This window comes from Collinsella sp. CLA-AA-H302, assembly GCF_040093305.1.
Classification (GTDB): domain Bacteria; phylum Actinomycetota; class Coriobacteriia; order Coriobacteriales; family Coriobacteriaceae; genus Collinsella.
The window spans coordinates 121,083-135,288 of record NZ_JBBNJW010000002.1 but is presented as its reverse complement, the minus strand read 5'-3'; the positions used below and the strand labels follow the sequence as shown (position 1 = coordinate 135,288).

Genomic DNA, 14,206 nt, shown 5'->3' with positions numbered 1-14,206 from the left:
ATGGCACGCGGTCAAGATGAGCTACGGGGATCGTGACAAGCCGATACCGCTCGCATGCCCCCTTCGGAATAGGCGCTGAGCAGCTCCTGGGCGTGAGCAAACTCGGGCCCCCGCCTCCAACCGAGCAGACGGTTGACCGCGAGATTTCCCTGAACGTTGTGGACGAAGAGCAGATAGGCGTCCTCGCGCGAAAGCCCAGTCTCCTCCATGATCGAGGGAACCATCTGCTCGGCGCCGCGCTCGACGACGCGCTGCGCCACCCGGGCGTACGCGTCGTCATCCGAGTAGAGCAGATAATAGTCATCGTTTGCCGGCGGGCGCTGGCAGAGGGCGCCCGCCTCCGTTCCCTCGAGCGGCGGTGCCGCCGCCAGGGCCTCGTCGATAAGTTCGTCGAGCAGCGCAAACTTGTCCTCGTAGTGCAGATAGAACGTGCCGCGGTTGATATCGGCGCGGCGGCAGATATCCGCTACCGTCATCTTCGCGAAGCCAACCTCGGCCAGCAGCGCAAAGAACGCTTCCCGTATGACCGAGAGCGTATAGCGTCGGCGACGGTCTATCTTCCCCGTTTCCATTACCCCTCCAATTGCAACGCTCGACAATGCCCAGCAATCGTTCGTTTATCGACAGCGCATCGAAGCTGTTCATTGCTCTCGCGCAAATCAACATGGATACTTTTTATCAACACCTGTTTATAATAGCTGAAAGAAGGTATCCAGTGACTCCGTACGAGCAGCTCGTTATCGAACTCACCAACCAATCGTTTTCCCATCAGGCCGCCTACCGCAGCGGCAGCACACCCTATGAGCTGAGTGACCGCGAACCCGAGCCCTACGAACAGCAAATCAAGGACTTCGCCCGCATGATCGAGGAAGCCGATTGCGTGCTGGTGGGCGGTGCCTCCGGGCTCTCCGCGGCGGGAGGCGGCGACTTCTACTACGAGGACAACGCGACCTATCGCAGGCATTTCGGCAAATTCGCCGAGCGCTACGGTTTCAAGGGCGCTTTCGAGGGGTCGTTCTACCGCTGGTCCACCGCCGAGGCGCGCTGGGGATACCTCGCCACCTTCCTCGACACCACGCTCAACGCCCCGCTGCGCAAGCCCTACAAGGACCTTGACGCCATTCTCGCCGAGAAGGATTTCTTCGTGCTCACCACCAACCAGGACACGCAGTTTGTGAAGCTCTACCCCTGGGAGAAGGTGGCAGAGATTCAAGGCGACCACCGCTTCTTCCAATGCTCCCGCTGTTGCACCGACGAGGTGTGGAATGCGGTCGAGCCGGTCTCCAACATGGTAGAGGCCATGGGAGACAGCCTGGAGGTTCCGACAGAGCTCGTGCCGCGCTGCCTGCACTGCGGGGCAGAGGCATTCCCCTGGGTTCGCGGCTACGGTAACTTCCTGCAGGGCAAGCTCTATGAGGAGCAGTACCGCAAGGTCTCCGACTGGCTCGACGCACACGCGCATCAGAAGATTCTTTTCCTCGAGCTGGGCGTGGGCCGCATCACGCCTGCGTTTATCCAGGAGCCGTTCTGGGCTCTCACGGCGCAGTTGCCGCAGGCGAGCTACATCGCTGTGAACAATCAGACGCAGTTTCTCCCCCGCGCGATCGAGGACCGAGGCATGGCGATCCGCGCCGACATCGCCGACGTGCTCGCCGACGTGCGCAAGACGCTGGGAAGGTAGCGCATGGAAACGGTAAAGACGGCTCGCATCGGACGGGCACTTGCCGAGGCTGATCTGATCGTCATCGGCGCCAGCAACGGGCTCGACATGGCGGAGGGGCTCAACCTCTTCCGCGCCGATGATCATTTTTGGGAGACGTACGGGGACCTCGCCCAGGCCGACGTCATCGGCTGCATACTGCAGGGGCTCGCCTCCCCAGATGCAAACGTACGACGTCGATGGGCCGAGCGATTCCATCAAAAGGAGTATCTCGAATATGAGCCCAGCCCGCTCATGAACACGCTGCGGCGTCTTACGGAGCATGCGGACTCTTTCGTGATCACCTGCAATATCGACGGGCATTTTGCGCGCGCAGGGTTCGACGAGAACCGCGTGCTCGAGACGGAGGGGAGCACGCGCGCGTCGATCGACGAGCTGCGTCTCACTCACCCAGACGCCATCGCCGCGGCCCAGCTCGAAGAGCTTGCGCGCCTTGTGCGAGCCCATCGCAACGACAGGGTTGCCATCCTCGAGCTTGGCGTGGGGCTGCGCAACGGCGTCATAAAGCACATGCTCGCTCAGATCGCAAACGCCTGCGAGCACGCCACCTATATCGTGTTCAACTACAGCCAGGCCATGGCGCCCGACGCTTCATGTGAGACCATTCTCGTTGACGGCGATATGGTCCCGGCTTTCGAGGAGATCGCCCGATGCCGCCCCTAGAAAGAGAAGCGACGAGGCTTCGAAGCCTTATCGACGATGCCGACGCCATCATTGTCGGCATCGGCTCGGGCATGTCGAGCGCCGCCGGGTTCAACCATTACAACCGCGCGGGCATGGCGCGCGCAGGAATGGCGGACTGGCAGCAGGCCTTTGGCTTCAAGAGCCTTTTCGACGGCTTCTACCACCTCTACCCCAGCCTCGAGCAGCAATGGGCCTACTACGCGCGATACATCGACTTCATGCTGCGCGAGCCGGCCTCGCAGCCCTATCTCGACCTGCGGTCCCTCATCGGCCATAAGGACTACTTCATCCTGAGCACCAATGTGGACACCCAGGTCGAAAAGACGTTTCCCGCCGAGAGAACCTGCAACTATCAGGGAAGCTTCGCGCACCTTCAGTGCAAGCAGCCATGCTGCGACGAGCTCTTCGATGCGAGCCCCTACGTCGAGCGTATGCTCGCGGGCATGGCGGGGTTCGAGGTCCGCAGCGAGGATGTCCCCCGATGCCCGCACTGCGGCTGGCAGCTTGTGCCGTGGGTGCGCGACGACACGTTTCTGCAGGGCGCGGCTTGGCGCGAGAACCTCGGACGATACGAGCGCTTCGTGCGCGAGCGCGGTAGTAGCAGCAGCATGCTGTTGCTGGAGCTCGGCGTGGGCGAGATGACCCCCGGCATCATCACGCTCCCGTTCTGGAGCATGACCGCGAAGCTACCGGATGCGCACCTGTTGAGCGTAAACATCTCGGGCGACTCGGCTCCATTGCAGCTCGGGAGCAAGGCAGAGGCGATTCAGGCCGATTTGAGCACGCTGCTCTCGGCGGCACGGACGGGCAACTGTTCCATGCTTAAGCCTCCTTGTTAGTCGCTTTGAGATATTCCTCGTCGTTCACAGGCTCCAACCACTCGTTGGAGGCGTCCTCGCCCGGTACCTCCAACGCGAGATGGGAGAACCAGCCGTCGGGCGCGGCTCCGTGCCAATGCTTCACTCCCGGGGCAATGTTGACCACGTCGCCGGAGTGCAGCTCCTGTGCCGGTTTGCCCCATTCCTGGTAAAACCCGCGACCGGCAACGCAGACGAGAATCTGCCCGCCGCCGCTTTTTGCGTGATGGACGTGCCAGTTGTTGCGGCAGCTGGGCTCGAACGTCACGTTGAAGACGCCGACCTGCTCAGTGGAAAGGGGCGCAAGGTAACTTTGCCCGATAAAGAACTTCGCGAATGCGTCGTTGGGGGCACCGATGGGAAAGGCCATCTCGTTTTGGTGCTCGGCTCTTGCATCAGCGGCATCGTCATCCGCCCAGACCTCCTTCGCCATACGGAAGGCCGCCCACGCCTTGGGCCAGCCAGCATAAAACGCCGCATGCGTAAGGATTTCCGCTATCTCCGTCCTAGTCACACCGTTGCTCTTTGCGGACATCAGATGATATTGGAACGAAGAGTCCGTCAGCCCCTGCGCCATGAGGGCCACCACCGTCACCACGCTGCGGTCGCGCAAGGAGAGCTCGCCCTCTCGGCTCCACACCTCGCCGAACAGCACATCGTCGTTGAGCTGTGCGAATTTGGGGGCGAACTCCCCCAGGGCATCTCTGCCTGCCGTCTGTTTAATTGCCATGATCGATTTCCTCCTGTTGATGGTTTAGCCAAAACTATTGACAAGAATGACGGTAATACCTAAACCTGACTTTAGGTCAAGGAATGAATTTGAGATTTATTCGGAGGAGCCATGTACACAATCGGACAAGTGTCGGAGATGTTCGGTTTGCCCACTTCTACGCTGCGATATTACGACAAGCAGGGATTGTTCCCGGGGCTGGAGCGGGCATCCGGCATTCGCCGGTTCAGCGATACGGAACTCGAGGCGCTTCGGGTCATCGAATGCCTAAAGAAGGCGGGGATGGAGATCAAGGACATCCGGCTGTTTATGGAATGGTGCGCGGAGGGTCCCTCAACATACCCCAAACGCAAGGCCATGTTCGAGGAGCGAAAGGCCCACATGGAGTCGGAGATCGCGAACATGAACCGTGCGCTGGACATGTTGAAGTACAAATGTTGGTTCTACGAGCAGCTGAGTCAGGGCGACAACGAGGCCGAGCTGAGGGCCATGATTCCCGACGGTTTGCCAGAAGAAATCAAAAAGGCCTACGAAAACGCTCACGCTCGGTAGTACCAAAAACGCCCCTTTTTAAACTCAACCATTGTTTAAGATGTCACAACTCAGACAACAAGACTCGTTGCCCGGTACGCAACGGGAGGGTCGACGCGGCTGGCATCGACCCTCCCGTTTCCCAAACGGCATGAAGCTACTTGCTCACAACCGAGATGCGCTGGGCGACGTGGTCACCGGACTCGATCTCATCGACCATGGCGATCGCATAGTCAGCGTACGAGAGCGTTGACTCGCCGCGGCTGTTGAGCGTGAATTCCTCGCCCGCCAGGATATACTCGCCGGTACGCTCGCCATCGGCCTGGAAGTCGGCAGCAGGGGAAACGAAGGTCCACTTGAGACCGTCCGTTTCGCGAAGGTGAGCAAGGACTTTGCCGGCCGCGGCGGATAGCGGCTTCCAGTCATCAGGGAAGTCTGGGCCCATGTCGACGGTAACCGTATGCTCTGGGTTGACGAACAGCGAGCCCGCGCCACCCACGACGAGCAGGCGCACATCGGTGCCAACCAGCACATCAGCCAAGTGGATGCCCGCATCGGTGATAGCGGGGATGGTCTCGGGCGTCCAGCCGCCCACGGCATCCACCACAGCGTCGAATCCCGTGAGGTCCTCCGTCGTGAGCTCGAGTGCGTCCTTGATGACGGAGTTCTGAGCGGCGGTCTTATTCTCGCTGCGTACGATGGCGGTCACGTCGAATCCGCGGCGCACGGCCTCCTCGACGATGAGGCTGCCGGCCCTGCCGTTTGCTGCTACAACTGCGATCTTCTTGGTCATCATACTTTCCTTTCGACTTGCGGCACTCGCCGCCGCTTTCCTTGCAGCTCATACGATACGCGTCAAAGGTATATAATGGAAAGTAGGCACATTAAAGTGCTGTAAGCACCAAAAGGAAACTAATGTAAATGACGCGCATGATTGCAGACGGAGGTTTTGCGAATATGACAGCACCGACTTTGGAGAACCTGCCTACCTGCCCAGTGGAGACAACGCTTTTGCTCATCGGCAACAAGTGGCAGGTGCTCATCCTGCGCGACCTCTCGCTCAACGGCACCATGCGCTTCAAGGAGCTGCAGCGATCGATCGGCAAGATCTCGCAGAAGGTCCTGACGAGCAACCTGCGCACCATGGAGGAGACCGGGCTCGTTCATCGCGAGGCGTTCGCAGAGGTACCCCCGCGCGTAGAATACTCGCTCACCGAGCTGGGCCAGACGCTCAAGCCCGTTCTCGACGCGATGCAAGCTTGGGGCGAAGGCTACAAGGAGTACCTTCGCGGCGGGTCTCGATAGAGCGGACTGCGGCTGATATCAATATATCCAGCCGTCGTTGAAGAAGGCGCAGCTGTAGGGGTCGGCGCCTTCCAGGGTCTCTTTGATGTCTTGGTCGGCCAAGGCGGACTTGTCAAGCGCGATGCCCGAGTAGTCCAACATCATCTCGGTAGTCAAAAACTGGCGTCGTCCCAGGTTGGGACGTTGCACGAATTGCACATGGCTATTCGCCTTTCATCCAAATGAGCAGTAAGTTTTTGAGCTGCACGAGGTCGTCGGCGTGTGCGCCTTTGGGGACTTCGGTCCACACGAGGCCTTGGGCGTAGCGCTCGGCCATGGTGAGCATGGTGAGGGCCAGAAACGAGAACATCTTCTCGGGGCTTACGTCGGTGCGCACGGGGGTGCCTGTTGCGGCGGCCTTGCAACTGCCAAGGAACAGCTCGGCAATGGGACGCAAGGGGTCGAGGTGCTCACCGAGCATGCCCTCGGGAACGTTTTCGCGGCGGATATAGGTTTTGTAGTTGGCGCTATAGCGCAGAATCTGCGGGCGCTCAAGGTACAGGCCGATGATGGTGTTTGCGTACAACTCGAACAGCTGGTAGGGGTCCATTTGAGCGAGCGTGTCCGCACCTTGCTGCTCGCGTGAGGTCGTCCACACATCGCTCCAAATGCGTGCGCTGATAGCCACTGCTAGGCTCGCTTTGTTTTGGAAGTACTTGTACATGGTGGAGGCGGCTACGTCGGCTTTCTTGGCAACGGCACTGAGGCTTACCGACTCGATACCGTAGCGCGCGAACAGCTCAAATCCCGCTTCGATGAGCTGGGTTTTTCTGCGTTCGGCTTCGAGTTTGTCACGTTCGGCGTTGCGTGTCATGCCGTGTTTCGCCTCCTAGCTAGCCACCTGCGTTTATTTATAGAGTATTGCTCCATGATAGAGCTGCGGGGAAGTCGGGTCAATGGCGCAGGGAATGCTGGCAGGTGCCAAAATCTCTTTTGCTAATGTCGATGGTGCAGACAGCGGTCAGCAGTACGCCCGGTCCCATTTCTCCCAGAATCTTCTCGGCGGCATTCCTTATACTTTCTGCTTGCTTCCCGTCACGCACAACCAGCTCTTTGTCTTGTGAATCTGGATGTCACGGAATCCGGCCTGCTCCAGATATGTCTTCAGTTCGGTGCCTTTATAGATGGTCATGCCACCAATAATGTCCGTCCATTTTTCATCTTTGTTTGTATCCCCGTTACTTTCATTGCAGATCAGGAACGTCCCACCGGGCTTTAGTACCCGGTAGACTTCCTGGAAGCACTCCGGCAGATTCGGCCAGAAATAGACCGTTTCAAAAGCCGTGACGACATCAAACCAGTCATCCGCAAAGCTCATATCTGCCACGCTGCCTTGCAGGACGGCGCAGTGCCCCTCTGCAATGGCGGCCTCGTTGACCTTTTTCGTCTTCTCCACGCTGACGGGCGAATAGTCGATGCCCTTCACGATACCATGCGGGCATTTTTTCAGTAGCCTTTTCATGTTCGCACCGCCGCCGCAGCCACAGTCCAGTACTCTGGCCTCCGGTGAAAGATGCAGGAATTCAAGCCCCCATGTCGCCACAGGTGCATGCCCAAGATTCATCATGGAGACCATGATCTTGCCACCAAGCCCTACAGGCTTGCGGGTGTTCTCGAAAAATGACATTCTCTGTCATCCCCTTTCCAGAACGACGATCTTATTGGAAATATTCCCCACAGCAGACAGCTTGTCCAGCAGCTTATAGATCGGCGCAAACGACGCCATTCCTTCGCAAAGACTATGTTCTTCGACAAACCGGAAGTCCGGCAGCAGCGCCGCAAGAGCTTCTCCGCTCTTCGCGCCCCAGGTGAATGATTTCCTCGGCCTTTGCATCGTGAATGGCGCGGCGCCCCCCCGACTCTCTTTTGCCCTTGCATAAACGGTTTGCAGCATGGTCTCCGGCACGCCGGAGAGCCCGATTCTATCTCCCATGTCAAATATCCTCCGATTTTACGCACTCAGCATACGTCAGCGGAAACGAGGCTTTCAGCACGGTGCTTTTTTGCACCGTCCAACCGTTTTCCTGCAGAAATGCCAGGTATTCTTTGCTCGTCCACTTGCTGCGCAGTGGAAAGCCCACCAGTTTCATGAGAAATGCTTTGAACTTTCCCAAGAAATCGTTGTCCGCGTGGGTGAAGGTGGGCGCAACCAAAACTCCGTCGTCCCTCAGCACCCGGCAAATCTCGGAGAGGGCCTTCTGCGGTTCCGGCACAATATGCAGGGCATTGGCCGCGATGATCACGTCGAAGCTCTCGTCGGCATAGGGGAGATGAAACATATCCTGCACAGAGAAATGCAGCTTGGCGGATCGGTTGTCCCGTTGCGCTTCCGCGATCATCTCCGGCGATGCGTCCGTAGCTTCGATATGGCCGGCATCGTTCACGATATTTTTCGCAATCAGCCCTGTGCCGGTAGCCAGCTCTAGCACGGTTTTTTGCCGCACCACAGGCCGTATCAGCTCGTACAGCCGCTCGTAAGCAGCTGCGTCCTTACGCATGAAGCGGTCGTACCGCTCGGCGTTTTTATTCCAGAAATCTTGACTGCTCCCCATGATTTCGACCTCGCAACGAGCTGCTCATATTTCTACCTCATGCAGATAGCACAAATAGGTTAGATAAAGTTAACTCTACCACATTTGCAAAGTCGTATCCCACGAATACCGACCCGCGCGTCCCCCGTGCATCCTTGCATCCTTGACTTGAAATACGGGGAGCGCATGGCAAAATCGCAGGTGGAAGTAAGTAAAACGGCAAAGATAAAGCCTCCGTTCCAACGCGGAAACGGAGGCTCGATTACCGTTTTACTCACCGGCAAGCCAGCGGGCATGGTCGTGAATCTGGATGCCCTCGCGGCCGTAGCGTTTAGCACGCGTACTCAGGACTGGGTGTTAACAGGCGCCAGAGCGTGCTAACGGGGACTTACCCCCACTCTTTCACGGGCGGGTGCTGCTGGACGTTTGCGGTTGCGCCCAGTTGGGGCGTGTTGCGGCAATAACCCGCAGGAAATTCAATCGATAGCTTATCGATGCAATCCGTCGGCACAACGCTGTGGTTTGGCAGGAAAGGCGCCCCGCGATACAGGGGCGACTCACCTCGTTCGGCACCCTCATCGACTTCGTGCGCTTCTGCGCCAGGCGATGGGGCGACAGGCGCCTCGAGGCCTCCCACTACGACCTCAAGCGCGTGAAGTCCGTCCGCAACTGCGCCGCGCATGGCTTGTGCCTGGTCAACTGCTTCGCCGAGAGGGGCGCCGCCCGGGGCTCGGCGTCCAGCGGCGTCTCCCGAAGGGTCGCCGCCGTGGGAATTCCCAAGGCGACCAGGAGGAAGTGGATGGGGAATACGGCCATGCAGGAGGTCGCGACCGTGCTCGTGGCGCACTCCGGCTTGGTACCCGAGGGCTCCTCGCGCTCGCGCGCCGCATCCGAGCTCGTCGAGATGTTCGCCAGGGCCGACGGCGAAACCGAGGCGCTGCCCGACAAGGGGCCCGACACCGCAGCTCGCTCCGCGCTCGAGTTCCTTCGCAGGTTGACAGAATCGCTCGGGTTGGTAGAATAGCCTGCAGATAGCAAAACCTTCACGGTTTTAGGGGCGGACTTGCGCAAGCGACTCTGCCCTATTTTTTACACTTCAGGCATGCGCAGCGGGGCTAGAAGAACCATTTGCAGTAGAGACCGCCCTGGAATATCGCATGAACGATCAGGGAGATGCCAAGGCAGACCGTTAGCACGAGCAGGCCCACTCCGAGCCATTTGGGGAAGGGATCCTCTTCTCGGTTTGTGGAGCCCCGATCGGGCCAGTCTGGAGAATACACGTCGCCGTACTCGTCGCCCCCGCCGGCCTCGTCGGCCAGGAGGGCGAGCGCCTCGTCCAATTCCCCCACGAGTGCCTCCCCGTCGGATGACGGTGATCGAGATGCGGGAGTACATGAGAGCGAGCCGAAACAAGGCGTACGGCCTCATCTGGTCGGGAGGGGTCGCCTCGTACAGGCTCGGCAGGAAGTTCCTGGTGTCAAGGGCGTCAGTGGACGCCTACATCGAGTCGAGAAGCAGAAGGAGATGACGGCGGCGACCGCCCCGGGAGCCGGGCGCGCGAGGGAGATATCAGCCCTTGGCGCATCGTTACCGATTTGGACGCCTTGTCGTGCTTGACGGCGTCGGCCACTCATTGGTGGGCTCCCAAATGGATAGGTGCCGGCAGAAACGTTTGCTCACACTGCGACCAGGGGGGGGTAGCTCCCTTGCCTTGGCGACCTTATGCTTGCGATACGGTATTTAGTTATATTAGACTTACTTTTATTGTTCTGCTAGCAACTGAGGAGACACCATGGCACGCACTGCCAACGAATACAAGCAGCTTTCCATCAGGGAATTCACGAAGGCCGCGAAGGTGTACGAATCGGGCCATGCCGGCATCTACGAGATGTGCAAGGATGACTATCCGCAGATGCTCGCCGAGCTGGAGCGCGAGCCATTCGCCGACGTTCTCGACGTAGGGTGCGGAACGGGCGCGGTCATTGAGCTGCTGCATGAAAAATACCCCGACGCGCACTACGTCGGCCTCGACCTGACGCCCGACATGATTGCCGTTGCGCAGGCGAAAAGCCTAAACGGATGCGAGTTCGTTGTCGGCGACGCGGAGGATTTGCCCTTCCCCGCCAACAGTTTCGACGCCGTCTTGTCTTCGAACAGCTTCCACCACTACCCCAACCCGGAGAAATTCTTCGCCGGCGTCGCGCGCGTGCTGCGCCCCGGCGGCCGCCTCATCCTACGCGACTACACGGCAAACGATTTCGCCGTATGGCTTATGAATACGTTCGAGCTGCCGCTTGCCCGCCTGGCCGGCCACGGCGACGTGCGCATATTGAAGCAATCCCAGTTCCGTGCCATGGCCGAAGAAGCCGGCCTTTCCGTGCTGGTCATGGAGGCTCAAAAAGGTTGGCGCGCGCATCTGGTAGCACGAAAATAATCATCCTTGATGCATTCATACATTCCACCAGCCACACCACATCCATGGCACTAGGCCACAATCCACTCGTGCAATGTTGTCGAGAGCCGCCTGTCCACATCTTTTCTGGTGGCTTCGCATTCGTCCGGATGCTCTTTGGCTGAGCGGAATATGAAGCGCATAACGAGTTTCAAGCCCACCGGCAGTGCCATTCTGAGCATAGACTCGGGCAATACGAAATGGGTGCCGTATCGATAGGCGACCGCTTCGTACTCGCATTCGTGTGGGCGCTCTTTGAGCCTCTGGTCCATTCGCCTGACGTACTTGCCCGCTTCCCAGAAGCTATCGTCATTCGCGCCAAGCAGAATCAGCTTCCCCTTGATGTTCTCGATCTTTATCATTTCGTCTTCTGCGTGCTTCCGCTTCTTTTCGGAATCTATAAATAGGCAGGTCGAGCGCAGGATATCCCCGGAGCCCTTCGTCTCTTCTTCGACTTTCTTCCAATATGTTGGATGCTCGTAGGCAAACGGCATATAGGCAAGCGGCTTTCCGTTGTAAGAAAGCGTCGAAGCGTTGGGCACAGGCCACTCCTTGCAGCCGTCCTTCTTGCCCTGCTCGAATCCCTGCCATATGAAATCGCTGGCAGTCAGCCCGATTGTCAGCGTTATATCGGGAATGTAGGACGCCGCCGCAAGCGCTTCCATTCCTGCCGTGCTCATTCCCATGATGCCGACTTTTCTGTTTCCGTGCGACATCAGCCATTGAATTGCTTTCTCAATCCTCTCAAGCGGGCAGTTCACATGGCTGTAGTTGTGCTTTCCCGGAGATATGCAGAGGACGTTGACGCCATTCTTGTGCAGCCACTTTGCACCGCACTTTGCCATGTAGTCGTTTGGGTCGTCTCCAAAAAGGCCGATCATGGCACAGTCCGCCCCATTCGGGTTTTCGTAATACGTGCCATAGAAGCCGTCTTTCTCGGCTTCGAAAAACTGTTTCTTCATGGCCGACACTCCTCAGCTGGCAAAATCCAGACGCACGATCTGCATCCCCATGGCACCGTCGCCCACACGCGCGAGCAGGCGGAAGAGACCACTCACGCTGGGGTCTTTAAGATTGCTGTAGCCGAGCATGTACCCACGGCTGCTTGCGTTAATGTGCTCCGACCAGTCACTCAGCTCAGCTGCCGCATCGCTTACGGCAAAATAGGCGCCCACGTCTTTAATCTTGGCTTCCTTGAGCCAGGTCTTGGTAATCATCTTCACGGCCATGCGGTTTGCCGCATCGAAGACGAGCCTGCCGCCGGCGAAGCGCTCGGCCATGGCGCAGGCGAGCGTGCACACCTGCTCGGTAAGGAAGTAGTAGAACACGCCCGAGGCGAAGAATACCGCGCCACCTGAATCGTCAATCTTGGAAAACCAGCTGGTGTCGTTCAGGTCGCAGGCGATGTTGTGCTCGCGCTCCCTCGCGGGGAGAAGCTGCTCGCGGGCTTCGATGACGTCGGGAAAGTCGAGATTGTAGACGAGGCAGGTGCCGTTGTCGCACGCGCGCCCCGTGGAATCGAGCCCGCACCCCAGGTTCACCACGGCAGCTCGGGGGTGCTCGCGCAGGTAATCACGCACCTCCCAGGCAAGGTCGTTCTGACGCACAGCGACCTCGAGAAACCCGAAGCGCTGCATGAGACTATTCGCCTTGGCCTCGTTTGCCGAAAAGTCATAGTCGATGCCCTCGATGAGGCGCGCAGCGGTCTCGTCCTGGTAGAGCGTCGGGAAGAGCTCGGTGCACTTCTTGCGCGCATAGAGCGGAATCACGAGCGTTTCCTGAACGGTGTTCTTTTCGATGTGAAGCTTCTTGCTCATAACGGCTCCTGCCTGTTGCATTGCATAGCGTTAGCCATAGTTTACTTTAGGCAGTGCTCTGGGAGGACGGGTTAAATCGTCTACAGCCGAGAAAACGAGGCCCCGCAAGGTTCAGCTAAACTTCTTCGCTTCCGAGCGCGAAGGAGTGTCGTGCAACGCCAAAGCAGACAAAGTAATCACCGAGCTCGGTCATGGCGTTTTGCGGGAGAGCATCCCGAGCAATTCTTAGAGGAAATGATAAAAGCGCACGAATCATAACCAGGAATGGTTTTGAGAACAGCTTTAGCCATCGAGGACACCAGACGTTTTTCCGGACGTCAAGGTCACGCGGCGCAGCCCCTCACGCCGCACGCGTCAAAGCGAGGGCAAATTCTCGCGGTGGCGTCTAGAGCCGAGTGCCGTCAGGTAACGCCGTGTCGTGTTTCGTCGGATTCGGGGGGGGCAAAAGCTGGGACAGATTCAAAAACTCACCTTAAACTCAGGGCTCTGGGTTTTTGTTTTTGTCCCAAGAGGCACTGCGGATAACCTTTGCAAGCTCAATGGCGCCGAAAACACCCGTTTCGAAACTAGACATCGCGGACGTACGCGTTACGGTCCACCCAAGTCGTCATTCGCTCCTTCTCGGTTTCGAAACTCGAATATATTTAGAGTTTCGAAACCGAGAAGACAATATGCACAGGGACGCGTCGAAGGAGCGACGCAATGTTCATCCCACTCCCCTCTTGTATTCACCGCCAGCGCATGCTATAAGGTTATTGGTGGCCTATTAGGCTACCTCCAAGTGCCGGGGGAGTCCCCCGGCTATTTTTTTATCCATTCCATTAGGAGTCCCCATTGGCCAAGGAGCTCAGCATCTTTGTCGACGAGAGCGGCGACCGCGGCGGCAAGGCCCGTTACTATCTGCTCACGCTCGTCTTTCATGACCAGGCAGACAGCATCGCCGAAGCGGTCACGGTCTATGAGGCCAAGCTCGCTAGGGCCGACCTCCCCAACATTCCGTTCCACTCCGAGCCCCTCATGAACGGGCACAAGGACTATGAGTTTCTTGGTATCGAGCAACGCAAGGCCATGCTCGCCTATTTCTCCTCGTTTGTCCGCAAGCTTCCCATCTCCTACATCACGCTCGTCTACCGCCGCAGCCAGTTCGAAGACCCGGCAAGGCTAACGGAGCGCATGGGGCGCGATATATCCTCCGCCATTATTGAGCACTTGGACTTCTTCCAATCCTTCGACGACGTAAAGGTCTATTACGACAACGGCCAGGACATCGTCAAGCAAGCGCTCGACCGCTCAGTGGGCAAGGTCCTCTCAAAAGGAGTCGTCCGACGCCGCAAGACCTCGATGACCGACTACCGCCTCGAGCAAGTGGCGGATTACCTCTGCACCATCGAACTCGCCTTAATCAAGTACGAGGCTAAGGAGGACGGCGAGACGTACAACAAGTTCTTCGGCGGCATCGGCCCTTTCAAGAGGAACTGGCTCAAGCAGGCCCGCAGCAAGCAGATATAGCTGGTGCCGAGGCTCCATAAGGAACGCTCGC

At 58.3% G+C, this 14,206-nt stretch carries 20 protein-coding genes; 9 read left to right on the top strand and 11 right to left on the bottom strand.

The window, feature by feature from the left end:
- Positions 1 to 11 precede the first annotated feature (11 nt).
- On the bottom strand, positions 12 to 572 hold the full coding sequence (locus AAAV21_RS01900; RefSeq protein WP_349107064.1) for a TetR/AcrR family transcriptional regulator: 561 nt from the start codon (positions 570 to 572) through the stop codon (positions 12 to 14).
- A 143-nt stretch (positions 573 to 715) separates the two neighbouring features.
- On the opposite strand from AAAV21_RS01900, the gene AAAV21_RS01895 reads away from it, so the two are divergent.
- The 3 genes from AAAV21_RS01895 to AAAV21_RS01885 are packed head-to-tail and all read left to right on the top strand — an operon-like array spanning position 716 to position 3,243.
- Entirely contained in the window at positions 716 to 1,681 is a 966-nt protein-coding gene (locus tag AAAV21_RS01895) for an NAD-dependent protein deacetylase (RefSeq protein WP_349107062.1), read from the top strand.
- A 3-nt stretch (positions 1,682 to 1,684) separates the two neighbouring features.
- Positions 1,685 to 2,383 carry a hypothetical protein gene (locus tag AAAV21_RS01890; protein ID WP_349107060.1) on the top strand — a complete coding sequence of 233 codons (699 nt, stop codon included), beginning with the start codon at positions 1,685 to 1,687 and terminating at the stop codon, positions 2,381 to 2,383.
- Positions 2,371 to 3,243 carry a hypothetical protein gene (locus AAAV21_RS01885; RefSeq protein ID WP_349107058.1) on the top strand — a complete coding sequence of 291 codons (873 nt, stop codon included), beginning with the start codon at positions 2,371 to 2,373 and terminating at the stop codon, positions 3,241 to 3,243. The genes AAAV21_RS01890 and AAAV21_RS01885 overlap by 13 nt, the downstream gene beginning before the upstream one ends.
- On the opposite strand, the gene AAAV21_RS01880 is transcribed toward AAAV21_RS01885, so the two are convergent.
- Complete coding sequence (locus AAAV21_RS01880; RefSeq protein ID WP_349107056.1) at positions 3,227 to 3,991, bottom strand: carboxymuconolactone decarboxylase family protein; 765 nt, start codon at positions 3,989 to 3,991, stop codon at positions 3,227 to 3,229. The two genes, AAAV21_RS01885 and AAAV21_RS01880, sit on opposite strands and share 17 nt — an antisense overlap.
- A 111-nt stretch (positions 3,992 to 4,102) precedes the next feature.
- Between AAAV21_RS01880 and AAAV21_RS01875 the strand changes: the two genes are divergently transcribed.
- Positions 4,103 to 4,543 (top strand): MerR family transcriptional regulator, encoded by a 441-nt coding sequence (locus AAAV21_RS01875; RefSeq protein WP_349107054.1) that lies wholly within the window; start codon positions 4,103 to 4,105, stop codon positions 4,541 to 4,543.
- A 136-nt stretch (positions 4,544 to 4,679) separates the two neighbouring features.
- On the opposite strand, the gene AAAV21_RS01870 is transcribed toward AAAV21_RS01875, so the two are convergent.
- Positions 4,680 to 5,315 carry an NAD(P)H-binding protein gene (locus AAAV21_RS01870; RefSeq protein ID WP_349107052.1) on the bottom strand — a complete coding sequence of 212 codons (636 nt, stop codon included), beginning with the start codon at positions 5,313 to 5,315 and terminating at the stop codon, positions 4,680 to 4,682.
- A 164-nt stretch (positions 5,316 to 5,479) separates the two neighbouring features.
- Here AAAV21_RS01870 and AAAV21_RS01865 point away from each other — a divergent pair, with 164 nt between their 5' ends.
- On the top strand, positions 5,480 to 5,827 hold the full coding sequence (locus AAAV21_RS01865) for a helix-turn-helix domain-containing protein (protein WP_349107050.1): 348 nt from the start codon (positions 5,480 to 5,482) through the stop codon (positions 5,825 to 5,827).
- Between the two features lie 18 nt (positions 5,828 to 5,845).
- Here the strand turns inward: AAAV21_RS01865 and AAAV21_RS01860 are convergent, their stop codons facing one another.
- From AAAV21_RS01860 to AAAV21_RS01840, 5 genes are all read right to left on the bottom strand, one after another.
- Entirely contained in the window at positions 5,846 to 6,025 is a 180-nt protein-coding gene (locus AAAV21_RS01860; RefSeq protein WP_349107049.1) for a hypothetical protein, read from the bottom strand.
- Positions 6,026 to 6,029: 4 nt separating this feature from the next.
- Positions 6,030 to 6,680, bottom strand: coding sequence for a TetR family transcriptional regulator (locus AAAV21_RS01855; protein ID WP_349107047.1), 651 nt, complete (start codon positions 6,678 to 6,680; stop codon positions 6,030 to 6,032).
- A 198-nt stretch (positions 6,681 to 6,878) separates the two neighbouring features.
- Positions 6,879 to 7,493 (bottom strand): methyltransferase domain-containing protein, encoded by a 615-nt coding sequence (locus AAAV21_RS01850; RefSeq protein WP_349107045.1) that lies wholly within the window; start codon positions 7,491 to 7,493, stop codon positions 6,879 to 6,881.
- 6 nt (positions 7,494 to 7,499) lie between these two features.
- Positions 7,500 to 7,799 carry a hypothetical protein gene (locus tag AAAV21_RS01845; protein WP_349107044.1) on the bottom strand — a complete coding sequence of 100 codons (300 nt, stop codon included), beginning with the start codon at positions 7,797 to 7,799 and terminating at the stop codon, positions 7,500 to 7,502.
- Between the two features lies 1 nt (position 7,800).
- On the bottom strand, positions 7,801 to 8,418 hold the full coding sequence (locus AAAV21_RS01840; protein ID WP_349107042.1) for a class I SAM-dependent methyltransferase: 618 nt from the start codon (positions 8,416 to 8,418) through the stop codon (positions 7,801 to 7,803).
- Positions 8,419 to 9,163: 745 nt separating this feature from the next.
- Here AAAV21_RS01840 and AAAV21_RS01835 point away from each other — a divergent pair.
- Positions 9,164 to 9,421 (top strand): hypothetical protein, encoded by a 258-nt coding sequence (locus AAAV21_RS01835; protein ID WP_349107040.1) that lies wholly within the window; start codon positions 9,164 to 9,166, stop codon positions 9,419 to 9,421.
- Between the two features lie 91 nt (positions 9,422 to 9,512).
- Here AAAV21_RS01835 and AAAV21_RS01830 read toward each other — a convergent pair whose 3' ends face one another.
- Positions 9,513 to 9,746, bottom strand: coding sequence for a hypothetical protein (locus AAAV21_RS01830; RefSeq protein WP_349107039.1), 234 nt, complete (start codon positions 9,744 to 9,746; stop codon positions 9,513 to 9,515).
- A 17-nt stretch (positions 9,747 to 9,763) separates the two neighbouring features.
- Here AAAV21_RS01830 and AAAV21_RS01825 point away from each other — a divergent pair, with 17 nt between their 5' ends.
- Both AAAV21_RS01825 and AAAV21_RS01820 read left to right on the top strand, forming a co-directional pair.
- The gene (locus AAAV21_RS01825; protein WP_349107037.1) at positions 9,764 to 9,925 is read left to right on the top strand and encodes an excisionase family DNA-binding protein; all 162 of its coding nucleotides are present in this window, start codon (positions 9,764 to 9,766) and stop codon (positions 9,923 to 9,925) included.
- 264 nt (positions 9,926 to 10,189) lie between these two features.
- The gene (locus AAAV21_RS01820; RefSeq protein WP_349107035.1) at positions 10,190 to 10,831 is read left to right on the top strand and encodes a methyltransferase domain-containing protein; all 642 of its coding nucleotides are present in this window, start codon (positions 10,190 to 10,192) and stop codon (positions 10,829 to 10,831) included.
- Between the two features lie 50 nt (positions 10,832 to 10,881).
- Here AAAV21_RS01820 and AAAV21_RS01815 read toward each other — a convergent pair whose 3' ends face one another.
- Both AAAV21_RS01815 and AAAV21_RS01810 read right to left on the bottom strand, forming a co-directional pair.
- Complete coding sequence (locus AAAV21_RS01815) at positions 10,882 to 11,811, bottom strand: acyl-CoA thioester hydrolase/BAAT C-terminal domain-containing protein (RefSeq protein WP_349107033.1); 930 nt, start codon at positions 11,809 to 11,811, stop codon at positions 10,882 to 10,884.
- Positions 11,812 to 11,823: 12 nt separating this feature from the next.
- Positions 11,824 to 12,666, bottom strand: a complete 843-nt coding sequence (locus AAAV21_RS01810; RefSeq protein WP_349107031.1) for a class I SAM-dependent methyltransferase — start codon at positions 12,664 to 12,666, stop codon at positions 11,824 to 11,826.
- Positions 12,667 to 13,500: 834 nt separating this feature from the next.
- Between AAAV21_RS01810 and AAAV21_RS01805 the strand changes: the two genes are divergently transcribed.
- The gene (locus AAAV21_RS01805) at positions 13,501 to 14,175 is read left to right on the top strand and encodes a DUF3800 domain-containing protein (protein WP_349107029.1); all 675 of its coding nucleotides are present in this window, start codon (positions 13,501 to 13,503) and stop codon (positions 14,173 to 14,175) included.
- The last annotated feature ends 31 nt before the right edge of the window (positions 14,176 to 14,206 follow it).

What these genes read in the sequence shown, in the direction of transcription:
- AAAV21_RS01900 (WP_349107064.1), bottom strand. Translation starts at nt 572, where the DNA reads ATGGAAACGGGGAAGATAGACCGTCGCCGACGCTATACGCTCTCGGTC.
- AAAV21_RS01890 (WP_349107060.1), top strand. Translation starts at nt 1,685, where the DNA reads ATGGAAACGGTAAAGACGGCTCGCATCGGACGGGCACTTGCCGAGGCT.
- AAAV21_RS01885 (WP_349107058.1), top strand. Translation starts at nt 2,371, where the DNA reads ATGCCGCCCCTAGAAAGAGAAGCGACGAGGCTTCGAAGCCTTATCGAC.
- AAAV21_RS01880 (WP_349107056.1), bottom strand. Translation starts at nt 3,991, where the DNA reads ATGGCAATTAAACAGACGGCAGGCAGAGATGCCCTGGGGGAGTTCGCC.
- AAAV21_RS01875 (WP_349107054.1), top strand. Translation starts at nt 4,103, where the DNA reads ATGTACACAATCGGACAAGTGTCGGAGATGTTCGGTTTGCCCACTTCT.
- AAAV21_RS01870 (WP_349107052.1), bottom strand. Translation starts at nt 5,315, where the DNA reads ATGACCAAGAAGATCGCAGTTGTAGCAGCAAACGGCAGGGCCGGCAGC.
- AAAV21_RS01865 (WP_349107050.1), top strand. Translation starts at nt 5,480, where the DNA reads ATGACAGCACCGACTTTGGAGAACCTGCCTACCTGCCCAGTGGAGACA.
- AAAV21_RS01855 (WP_349107047.1), bottom strand. Translation starts at nt 6,680, where the DNA reads ATGACACGCAACGCCGAACGTGACAAACTCGAAGCCGAACGCAGAAAA.
- AAAV21_RS01850 (WP_349107045.1), bottom strand. Translation starts at nt 7,493, where the DNA reads ATGTCATTTTTCGAGAACACCCGCAAGCCTGTAGGGCTTGGTGGCAAG.
- AAAV21_RS01845 (WP_349107044.1), bottom strand. Translation starts at nt 7,799, where the DNA reads ATGGGAGATAGAATCGGGCTCTCCGGCGTGCCGGAGACCATGCTGCAA.
- AAAV21_RS01840 (WP_349107042.1), bottom strand. Translation starts at nt 8,418, where the DNA reads ATGGGGAGCAGTCAAGATTTCTGGAATAAAAACGCCGAGCGGTACGAC.
- AAAV21_RS01825 (WP_349107037.1), top strand. Translation starts at nt 9,764, where the DNA reads ATGACGGTGATCGAGATGCGGGAGTACATGAGAGCGAGCCGAAACAAG.
- AAAV21_RS01820 (WP_349107035.1), top strand. Translation starts at nt 10,190, where the DNA reads ATGGCACGCACTGCCAACGAATACAAGCAGCTTTCCATCAGGGAATTC.
- AAAV21_RS01815 (WP_349107033.1), bottom strand. Translation starts at nt 11,811, where the DNA reads ATGAAGAAACAGTTTTTCGAAGCCGAGAAAGACGGCTTCTATGGCACG.
- AAAV21_RS01810 (WP_349107031.1), bottom strand. Translation starts at nt 12,666, where the DNA reads ATGAGCAAGAAGCTTCACATCGAAAAGAACACCGTTCAGGAAACGCTC.